The sequence below is a fragment of the Azospirillum sp. genome, assembly GCF_035628975.1.
Classification (GTDB): Bacteria; Pseudomonadota; Alphaproteobacteria; order Azospirillales; family Azospirillaceae; genus Azospirillum.
The window spans coordinates 41723-51861 of sequence record NZ_DASPIS010000005.1 but is presented as its reverse complement, the minus strand read 5'-3'; the positions used below and the strand labels follow the sequence as shown (position 1 = coordinate 51861).

Here is a 10139-nt window from a genome sequence, read left to right as displayed (position 1 = left end):
TGCTGGAGCCGGACCCGCAGAACCGCGCCAAATCGATGACGGAACTGGTCGGCGCGCTGACCCGCCGCCCGGCGGAGATCACGCCCTTCGACGCCACCCCCTTCCCGGCCGCGACCCCGGCGAAGGAGGAGCCGAAGCCGGCGGTGGCCGAGAGGCAGGCGAAGACCACTCAGACGGCGGCCGAGCCGACGAAGAAGGCTCCGGTCGCGCTGATCGCCGGTGGCGTCGGCGGGCTGGTGGCGGCCGGCGTCGCCGGTTTCCTGTTGTTCGGCCAGTCGCAGCCGCCCGCCCAAACGGCGACTCCGGCGCCCGCTCAGGCGCCGGTGAAGGAGGCGTCGGCTCCTGCGGCTCCTACTACGCAGCCCGCCGCGCCACCGGTCCCGACGCCGCCCGCGCCGCCCGCCATGACGACGGCTCCGCTCGGCGCGCCCGCTTCCCCAACGCCTGTGGCGCCCGTGAAGGCCGAAACGCCGGCCCCCGGTCCGGTCAAGCCCGCGGTCGCTCAGGTGCCCGCCGCTCCGCCGCCGCTGCCGGTCACCCCGGCCGTCCAGACCGTCACGCCGCCGGCCCCGACGCCCGCACCGGCCCAGGTCGTGCCGGCCGCCGTTCCGGCCGCTCCGCCGGTGCCGCCGATCACGCCGGCCGAGGCGCGCAAGAGGGTGGAGGCCGCGGCGGCGGGGTTCACCTGCGCCGGCGTCAGGGCGGTTGAGACGGGCAAGGGCCTGCGCATCGCCGGCTATGTCGGCAGCGACGCCGATGCCGGCGCGCTGAAGGCGGCGATCACCGGACTTCCCGGCGGTGTCGACATCGACGCGCGCGTCGCCGTGCGCCCCTGGCCGCTGTGCGAGGCGCTGGGTGCCGCCGGCCTGCCGGCGCGGGCCGAGGCGCAGGGCTCGGACGCGCTGGGGCTGGGATTCAACCGGCCTTCGATGGTCTACCGCCAGGGCGAGAAGCTGGAGGTCACGGTGACCGCCGGCATGTCGGGCTACCTGACGGTCGACTACATCGACATGGAAGGCAACGCGATCCACATGGTGCCGATGCGCCTGCGCCGCGACGACCGCGTCGATGCCGGCCGGCCCGTCACGCTGGGGATCGCCAAGTCGCCCAGCGACCGCGTCTACACCATCGCCCCGCCCTATGGCCCGGCGATGATCCTGGCGCTGGTGACGCGCGAACCGCTGTTCCCCGCGGAGCGTGAGGAGGTGGAGCCTGCCGGCGCCTATCTGGCGACCCTGCGCACGGCCATCGCCAAGGCCGAGGCGAAGGGCAACGTCGTCGTCCAGTCCGCCTTCTTCACCACCGTGGCCGAGTAGATCGACCGATGGACAGCGGCGGTCGGCGTCTCGCCGTCATCGGCGGCGCATTGGCGCTCTGTGCGCTGGCGGGCGGGTTTCTGGGGGTGGGGATCGATTGGCTGAGCGGGCCGTCGTTCAACGGACCTCCGCCGATCGTGATCGCGGAGCCGCCGCCGCCGATTTCCGTCGCAAGCACCGTTCCGGACGCAGTTCCGGGGCCTGCCGTGCGTCCGGCACTCGCGGACGTGTCATGCCCGCCGAATTTGCCGGCCGGGCCGACGCCGCGCTGCCACAGCCTGCGGGTGCCGTCGGATTGGCAGCGGCCGGACAGCCTGCCGCTCGACCTGTTCGTGATGGTGCTGCCGGCGCTGAACGGCGCGCCCGCCGCCGATCCGGCGGTGGTGCTGGCCGGTGGGCCAGGGCAGGGCGGCGGCGACGATCCGCGCGGCACCGCGGCGATGCTGGCGCCGATGCGCGCCAGCCGCGACATCATTCTGGTGGATCAGCGCGGCACCGGCCGGTCGGCTCCGTCCTTGCGCTGCCCCGCGCTGGACCCGCTGCGCTATTGGTTCGGCGGCGTGACGGCGGAGGACGCCGTGGCCTGCCTCGATCCTCTGCGCCGCGCCGGCTACCGGCTGGAGGATTTCGACAGCGGGCAGAGTGCCGCCGACCTGCGGGCGCTGCGCGGCGCGCTGGGGGTGGAGCGCTGGAACGTCGTCGCGACCTCCTATGGCGGGGTGCTGGCGCAGGCGCTGCTGCGCGTCGATGGGGCGGCGGTGCGCAGCCTCGTGCTGAACTCCCCGGCGGCGGTGGATGCGACCTGGCTCGACCTCGATCGCTTGACCGCCATCCGGCAGGCGCACCGCCGGATGGTGGAGGATTGCGCCGCCCAGCCCGATTGCGCCCGCGCCTTCCCGCAACTGGGGCAGGCGGTGGAGCGGCTGTCGGCGGCGCTGGAGCGGCAGCCGTTGGAGATTCGTCTGCGCCATCCCGGCACCGGGCGGGAAAGCGACCTGCGCCTCGGCTGGCCGATGCTGGCGACTGTGCTGGCCCTGCGGCTGGGCAGCGCGGACGGGATGGTGGTGATGCCGGCCCTGCTCGACCGTCTCGACCGCGCCGTTGCGCGGGGCGGTGGCGCGAACCGGCTGGAGGATGCGGCGGCACTGTCGCTGGTCGTGCCGCCGGCCATCTGGGGCGTGCTGGACAACCTCGCCTATGGGCTGAACCTGACGGTGGGATGCCGGGAGAACCGTCCGCGCATCGATGCCGCCGCCGCCCGGCGCGCCGCGGCGGACCTTCGGCCCCATGTGGTCGCCGCGGCGGTGGAGACCGATTACGACGCCGCCTGTCCGGCGCTGACCCTGCCGCCTGTCGATGCATCCTTCTACCGGCCGGTCGAGTCGGACGTGCCGGCGCTGATCCTGACCGGCGCCTACGACACCTTCACCGCACCGGCGCGCGCAGAGGCGATGGGGCGCAGCCTGCACCGGGCGACGCTGATGTCCTTCCGCGGCATCGGCCATGACGTGCTGGGCGTCAGCCCCTGCGGCCGGGCCGCCGCCGCCCGTTTCGTCGAGACGCTGTCCACCGGCGATGCCGGGGCCTGCGTCGAACGGCTGCTGCCGCCGACCTTCGCCACCCGGCTGCCCGAGCGGTGACGCCGGCCGCCTCCCTCTTGCGCGCCTTCCTCGCCGCCGCGCTGCTGTTGCCGGCCGGCTGCGCCGCGGTGCCGCGGGAGCGGGTGGCGGCGGTGGACGAAGCCGCCGGGGCCGCCGGCCTGCTGCCGCGGCGCTTCTCGGCAACGCCCTTCACCGTGGCCGGCTGGCTGCGATCCGGCGAGGCGGGGCCGCTGGTGGTCTATATCGAGGGCGACGGCCATGCCTGGAATAGCCCGACCGAACCGTCGCGCGACCCCACGCCCTTCAACCCGGTGGCTCTGTCGCTGGCACTGACCGACCCGGCGCCGCGGCTGCTCTATCTCGGCCGGCCCTGCCAATATGGCGGGGTGGCGACCGATGCCGCCTGTTCCACCCGCATCTGGACCTCCCACCGCTTTGCCCCTGAGGTGATCGGCGCCCTCGGCCGTGCCCTGGACGAGGCGAAGCGGCAGAGCGGGGCGGATCGGCTGGTGCTGGTCGGCTATTCCGGCGGCGGGGTGGCGGCGGCGCTGCTGGCGGCACGGCGGAGCGACGTGGCGGCGCTGGTGACGGTGGTGGCGCCGCTCGACCTCGCGGCCTGGGCGGCGGCGAAACGGCTGACGCCGCTGACCGGCTCGCTCGACCCGGCGCGGGAAACCGGACGGCTGGCCGTGGTGCCGCAATGGCACATCGCCGGCGACAACGACCGGGTGGTGCCGCCGGATGTCGTGCGCGGCTTCGGGACCCTTGTCGGCGCGCCGGTGCGGGTGGTGCCGGGGATGGAGCATGACGGCGATTGGGCGGCGCTGTGGCCGTCGCTGCGGGCCGCGTTCCCGGTGTCGCTGGGATCGGGACAAGCCGGGTCTTAACGATTTCACCGCCGGCCCCTGCGGGCGTCCATTGCCAGACGCCGGCGCAAACACTATGATTTCAAAGGTGCAACCCGGGTGTCCTCAGGGGCGAGACCCGTACCGCTTGAGACGATCGGAAGACCCGTATGGACGCTCACGACCTTTCCCTGGACGACAACGGCACCATCCAGGCCATCGGCATCCTCGCCGACGTGCTGGACGGGGTGGAGGGGCCGGGCGGTCTCGACACGGTGCTGGTGTCCAAGGCTCTGCGTCAGGTGATCGCCACCAAGTCGCAGCCGGCTTTCGAATTCGCCTCCCGCGCCTTCAACACGCTGGACCCGTCGGTGCGCCGTCAGGTGGCGGAAAGCGCGGACGAGGCGGCGCACCATGCGGTGGAACTGCGCGGCCGGGTCGGCGGCTTCCTGTCGACCGCCGCGAAGAAGCCGGTTCCCCAGGGTCCGGTGGTCGGCCAGCAGCCGAACTTCATCACCGCGCTGAACCTGCGCTCCCGCCGCCGGCCGAACTCGCCATCATAAGGGCGCCGTCTTTAGAAGGCTGCTTCAGCCGGCCTCCTGCGGCCTCATCTCCTGCGGCAGCGTGTCGAGAAGCGCGCAGTCCCAATAGGGGCGCGGGCCGAAGCGCTGGACCAGGAAATCGACGAACACCCGCACCTTCGGCGACAGGTGGCGGTTCTGCGGATAGACCGCGTTGACCGACAGTTCCGTCGGGATGTGCCGGTGCAGCACGCTGACCAGCTCGCCTCGCGTCAGCGCCTGTCCGCACAGGAAGGTCGGCGACATGATGAAGCCGACGCCGGACATTGCCGCCTCGCGCAGGAGGTCGCCGTTGTTGCTGCGGATCGGGCCCGAGACCCGGACGTTGCGCGTCTCGCCGTCCACCGTGAACTGCCAGACGTCGGGTGTCGGCACGTTGGTGTAGATCAGGCAGCTGTGCCGGGCGAGATCGTCCGGCGCTTCCGGCACCCCGTGCTTTTGCAGATAGCCAGGGCTGGCGCACAGCGCGATGCGGGCCGGGGCCAGCCGCCGGGCGATCAGCGAGCTGTCGCGCAGCCGGCCGATGCGGACCGCCAGATCGTACCCCTCATCGACCAGATCGACCGTGCGGTCGTTCAGGTCCATGTCGATCTCGATCGCTGGATAGCGCTCCAGGAATTCCGCCACCGCCGGGGCCAGATGCATGATGCCGAAGCTGACCGGCGCGTTCAGCCGCAGCCGGCCGCGCGGGGCGGCATGCAGGTCGGCGACCGCCTGCTCCGCCTCCTCCAGGTCGGCGAGGATGCGGGTGCAGCGCTCGTAATAGGCCTGGCCCACCTCGGTCAGGCTGAGCTTGCGGGTGGTGCGGTTCAGCAGCCGCGCGCCGAGCCTGTTCTCCAACTCGCCGATGCGGCGGGAGACCACCGACTTCGACAGGTTGAGCCGGTCGGCGGCGGCGGTGAAGCTCTTGGTGTCCACCACCTTGATGAAGGCGAGCATGTCGTCGAGGCGATCCATGGCATTGTTGTACACCCGGAAACAATGAGGTGCCAAGATCCGGCATTACCGGAAGCGCCGCCGCGCCCTATTTCTGGTGTCACCGCCGGGCCGGCACCGGTCGCGGCGGCTCAATTCACCAACCGGACAGGGAGTGGCGACGATGGCGAAGGTTCTGGTCCTCTATTACAGCAGCTGGGGCCATGTGTCGGAGATGGCGCAGGCGGTGGCCGAGGGCGCCCGCTCCGTCACCGGGACCGAGGTGGCGGTGAAGCGCGTGCCCGAACTGGTGCCGGAGGCCGTCCGCCAGTCCGCCCACTACAAGGACGAGAGCGACGTTCCCGTCGCCACGGTGGACGAGCTTGCCCAGTATGACGCCATCGTCATCGGCACGCCGACCCGCTACGGCAACATGGCCTCGCAGATGAAGAACTTCCTCGACCAGACCGGCGGCCTGTGGGCCAAGGGCGCGCTGGTCGGCAAGGTCGGCGCGGCCTTCACCTCCACCGCCACCCAGCATGGCGGGCAGGAGAGCACCATCCTCAGCACCCACACCGTGCTTCTGCACCTGGGCATGGTGATCGTCGGCCTGCCTTACTCCTTCCAGGGCCAGATGGGCGTTTCGGAAGTGATGGGCAACTCGCCCTATGGCGCCAGCACCATCGCCGGCGGCGACGGTTCGCGCCGGCCGAGCGCGGTCGAGCTGGACGGTGCCCGCTATCAGGGCCGCCATGTCGCCGAGATCGCGGCGAAGCTGCACGGTTGACGACAGGTAGACACTGAAAAGGGGGAGGGAGCCGTGGGCCTGCTGATCGACGGACAATGGCAAGACCAGTGGTACGACACCAAGAAGACCGGCGGTGCGTTCGTCCGGACGGAGGCGCAGTTCCGCGACCGGGTGTCGGCCGACGGCTCCACCCCCTATGCGGCGGAGGCCGGGCGCTATCACCTGATGGTGTCGCTGGCCTGCCCCTGGGCGCACCGCACGCTGATCTTCCGCAAGCTGAAGCGGCTGGACGATGTGATCGGCGTCAGCGTGGTCGATCCGCTGATGCTGTCGGAAGGCTGGACCTTCGCGGAGCCGGAACCGGTGACCGGCGCCCGCCGCCTCTACGAGGTGTATTTGCAGGCCAAGCCCGGCTACAGCGGCCGGGTGACCGTTCCGGTCCTGTGGGACAGGAAGACCGGCAGCGTCGTCAACAACGAGTCGGCGGAGATCATCCGCATGCTCAACCGCGAGTTCGACGCCTTCACCGACGTGCGCACCGATTTCTGCCCGCCGGACCTGGTGGAGGAGATCGACCGCGTCAACGCCTTCGTCTATGACGCCGTCAACAACGGCGTCTACAAGGCCGGCTTCGCGACCTCGCAGGACAAGTACGAGGCCGCTTTCGACACCCTCTTCGCGGCGCTGGACGGCATCGACGCCAAGCTGGCGACCCGGCGCTGGCTGGTCGGCAACCGGCTGACCGAGGCCGATTGGCGCCTGTTCACCACGCTGGTGCGCTTCGATGCGGTCTATGTCGGGCATTTCAAGTGCAACAAGCGGCAGATCGCCGACTATCCCCACCTGTCGGGCTATCTGCGCGACCTCTATCAGGTGGCGGGCGTGGCGGAGACGGTGAATTTCGCCCACATCAAGCAGCATTATTACGGCAGCCACGCCACCATCAACCCCACCGGCATCGTGCCGAAAGGGCCGGAACTGGATCTCGACGCCCCGCATGGACGAGGCGATTTGGGACCGGAGCCACTGGAGGCGTGACGGATCGGCTCCCCGGCGGTTGTCAGAAGGAAACGACAACCGCATGAGGGAGTTCGTCCGATGCGTACAGTTATTCTTACGGCTGCTGCCGTCCTGGCCCTTTCGTCGCCGGCCCTGGCCCAGAACGGCCAGTCGCAAGGCGGGTGGGGTGGGGCGCTCGACCAGTTGAACCGCGCCGTCAACCCGAACAGCAATTCGCAGGACCGTACGGCCGAGGATCGCGAGCTGAACCGCGACGGCCGCCGCTACGAAGGATCCTCCGGCAATTCGTCGGGCAACCGCCGCGCCGGAGCCTATGGCGACTATTCCGACCGCGACCTGCGCAACCAGTATGACCGGCTGGGCGAGGAACAGCGCCAGATCCGGCAGAACCGCCGCGCCATCGAGGACGAGATGGAGCGCCGCGGCATCAACCGGTAGGGGAAGCCGTCAGGGCTTGTGGCAGCGGGCCATGTCTTCCGGGTTGCCCATCGCTTCGCACTGGAAGCCGTTGGAGAACTTGAAGCGCAGCGGGCCGGTCTTGCGGACGCTGACCACCGGTTTCTTGCCGGTGTCCTGGAACTCCACCCAGGCGGAGCTGTCGAAGCGCGTCTGCAGCCCGTTGCTGAGCCGCACCCGGCCCTGATTGTCCTTGATCACCTGGATGCCGGTGCTGAACAGCAGGTTCGGCCCGTCCTGCTTCGCCGACAGGCCGTTGGTGCAGTTCACGCCCTCCGGCTTCACGGCCACGCATTCGAATGAGCTGGGCTGGCTGGCGGTGAGGACCATCGCATAGACGGCGACTTCCAGAACGTTGAGCGGCATGGGCGTGCACCGGTTGAGTGGCGGCGGTTGAGGGGTGACGGGTTTGAAAGAGCACAGGACCGCGGCGGGAAACCGTCCGCGGTCCTTCCGTCTTACGGACCATGTGGTTACGAAAGAGATAATGTCGCGCCTGCGGTCGAATCTTGCGCATCCGGCCGCCTCACCCCGCCCGCGGTCGGCGTGACCATGACCGGTGCGGCGGCCCGGCAACTGGACTTGCGTGCCCCGGACCGGTAGAAGCGGTCCCATCGGCCATGGCTTCGGCCATTTGCTTCAGCCAGAGGGGGCGGGCGCAATCCCATGACGTTCCAACAGCGTTTGATCCTGCTGGTCACCGGTCTGGTGCTGCTGGCGGTGGTGGTGGTCACCACGACGATGGCATTCACCACGCGCGCGGTCCTGACCGAGCGGATCGAGGCGGAGGCGCGGCTGACCGCCGGCCTGCTCGCCCGTGGCGCCGCCCAGGCCGGCGATCTGCCGCGGGAGGTCGATGCCATGCTGTCCGAACGGCTGCTGTCGGAAGCGACGCTGACCGCCCATCTGGTGGCGCTGGCGGAAACGGCGAAGCTGGCGCCCAAGGCCATCAACGACCGGCTGAAGCAGATCGCCGAGTCGGGCGGCCCGGACGAGATGTGGATCACCGACAACCGCGGCCGGGCCTATCTGCACAATGTGCCCGGTCCCGATCCGGTCTTCGGCCAGGATGCCAAGGGCGGGCCGCGCCACGGCGCCTACAGCGGCCTGTTGAACCGCTCGCCCGCCTCGCTGGCGTCGGAGCCGGCGATGGAGAGCGGCCGGCTGATGAAGTTCGCCGGCGTGGCCGGCGTCGACCGGCCGCGCATCGTCCAGGTCGGCGCCGACATGCGGCGCCTGGGAGACCTGCTGCGCAAGTCGGGTGCCGAGGGAGCGATCGACGCGCTGATCGCCACCCGCGCGGTGGAGGCGGCCTGGCTGCTCGACCGCGACGGCCGGGTGCTGGCGCGCGGTGCCGTGGTGTCCAACGGATCCGGCGGTCCGCTGTCCGATGCCGACACCGCCGCGGCCAAGGCGGCGGCGACCGCCGGCGACGTGACGACCCGCGTGTCCGGCGACGGGCTGCTGGCGCTGGCACCCATCCGTTATGCATCCGCCAACGCGGCGGCGGCGGCCGGCCTGCCGGCGGTCGCGGCCGTGCGCGTTCCCTACACCGAACCGGGGGCGATGCTGGGCCGGCAGCTGAAGATCGGTGGGCTGGTCGGCGTCTTCGTGCTGGCGCTGGGCGTTTATCTCAGCATGCGCTTCGCCCGCGACCAGATGGCGCCGGTGGAACGGCTGAGCGAGGCGGTCAAGGCGGTGGAGGCCGGGCGCTTCAACCCCTTCACCCTGAACGAGGCGGCGGACCGCGACGACGAGTTCGGCCGGCTGTCCCGCGTCTTCCGCCGCATGGCGATGGAGGCGACGGCCCGCGAGGAGACTCTGGACGCGCAGCTGGTCATGCGCGGGGCGGAGCTTGAGACCAAGAGCGAGAAGCTGGCCGCCGCCGAACAGCTGATCGAGGAGGAGCAGCGCGCCGCCCGCGACGTGCAGGCCAACCTGCTGCCGCGCCAGCTGCCGGTGGGACGCGACAGCCAATTCTTCGGCACGCTGGTGCCGGGCCACGCCGTCAGCGGCGATTTCTACGACGTGGTCGAGTTGGACGACCGCCACAGCCTGCTGGTTACCGCCGGGGTGTCGGGCGGCGGCGTGCCGGCGGCCTTCCTGATGCTGATGGTGCGCGCCGCCATCCGCGAGACCGCCCGCCCCGGTGTCGGCCCCGCCGCCATCCTGACCGGCGCCAACGAGCGGCTGTGCGGCGAAAGCCCCTTCAACGGATTCGCCACGGCCTTCGTCGCCATCTACGACCGGGTGGGCGGCACGCTGGTCCATGCCGCCGCCGGGCATCGCGGCGCCTGCCGCGTCACCGCCGAGGGCGGGGTGGAGTTCCTGTCCGCGGCCGGCGGCCCGGCGCTGGGCATTCGCCGCGGAGCTCCCTACACCGAGGCCACCACGGTGCTGAACCAGGACGAGACGCTGTTCCTGTGCACGGACGGCGTCCTGCAATCCGTCGACGGCCAGCGCGAGCCCTTCGGCGAGGAGAGGCTCGCCGCCGCCCTGGCCCACGGCCGCGGCATGTCGGCCCGCGACCGTGCCGAGATGGTGCTGCGCAACGTCCAGACCCATGCCGCCGAAGGGGTGATCGCCGGGGATCTGGTGTGCCTGGTCATGCGGCGGCTGCTGCCGGTGACGGAGGCGGTCGAGGCGGTTTGAGGGGG

At 71.0% G+C, this 10139-nt stretch carries 10 protein-coding genes; 8 read left to right on the top strand and 2 right to left on the bottom strand.

All coding sequences use genetic code 11. The annotated features are described in order from the left end of the window. The 4 genes from VD964_RS01170 to VD964_RS01155 form a co-directional block, all read left to right on the top strand. Positions 1-1316, top strand: a 1316-nt coding sequence (locus VD964_RS01170) for a DUF4384 domain-containing protein (RefSeq protein ID WP_324864685.1), incomplete at its 5' end; no start/stop codon positions are given. Positions 1317-1324: 8 nt separating this feature from the next. Beyond that, positions 1325-2956, top strand: coding sequence for an alpha/beta fold hydrolase (locus VD964_RS01165; protein WP_324864683.1), 1632 nt, complete (start codon positions 1325-1327; stop codon positions 2954-2956). Then, the gene (locus VD964_RS01160) at positions 2953-3804 is read left to right on the top strand and encodes an alpha/beta hydrolase (RefSeq protein WP_324864681.1); all 852 of its coding nucleotides are present in this window, start codon (positions 2953-2955) and stop codon (positions 3802-3804) included. Before VD964_RS01165 ends, VD964_RS01160 begins: the two co-directional genes overlap by 4 nt. A 128-nt stretch (positions 3805-3932) precedes the next feature. Next, complete coding sequence (locus VD964_RS01155; RefSeq protein ID WP_014249743.1) at positions 3933-4325, top strand: hypothetical protein; 393 nt, start codon at positions 3933-3935, stop codon at positions 4323-4325. A 24-nt stretch (positions 4326-4349) separates the two neighbouring features. Here VD964_RS01155 and VD964_RS01150 read toward each other — a convergent pair whose 3' ends face one another. Further along, positions 4350-5300: a LysR family transcriptional regulator gene (locus VD964_RS01150; protein WP_324864678.1), complete on the bottom strand. Its 951-nt coding sequence runs from the start codon at positions 5298-5300 to the stop codon at positions 4350-4352. Between the two features lie 142 nt (positions 5301-5442). On the opposite strand from VD964_RS01150, the gene wrbA reads away from it, so the two are divergent. From wrbA to VD964_RS01135, 3 genes are read left to right on the top strand one after another with little or no spacing between them, the layout of a single operon-like run. Further along, complete coding sequence (gene wrbA / locus VD964_RS01145) at positions 5443-6045, top strand: NAD(P)H:quinone oxidoreductase (protein WP_324864676.1); 603 nt, start codon at positions 5443-5445, stop codon at positions 6043-6045. Positions 6046-6078: 33 nt separating this feature from the next. Continuing rightward, positions 6079-7044, top strand: coding sequence for a glutathione S-transferase family protein (locus VD964_RS01140; protein ID WP_324864674.1), 966 nt, complete (start codon positions 6079-6081; stop codon positions 7042-7044). 60 nt (positions 7045-7104) lie between these two features. Further along, a complete protein-coding gene (locus tag VD964_RS01135) occupies positions 7105-7464 on the top strand; it encodes a hypothetical protein (RefSeq protein WP_324864672.1) in 360 nt (119 codons plus the stop codon). Between the two features lie 9 nt (positions 7465-7473). On the opposite strand, the gene VD964_RS01130 is transcribed toward VD964_RS01135, so the two are convergent. Further along, positions 7474-7848, bottom strand: coding sequence for a hypothetical protein (locus VD964_RS01130; RefSeq protein WP_149226757.1), 375 nt, complete (start codon positions 7846-7848; stop codon positions 7474-7476). 300 nt (positions 7849-8148) lie between these two features. On the opposite strand from VD964_RS01130, the gene VD964_RS01125 reads away from it, so the two are divergent. Further along, a complete protein-coding gene (locus VD964_RS01125) occupies positions 8149-10134 on the top strand; it encodes a PP2C family protein-serine/threonine phosphatase (protein WP_324864669.1) in 1986 nt (661 codons plus the stop codon). The last annotated feature ends 5 nt before the right edge of the window (positions 10135-10139 follow it).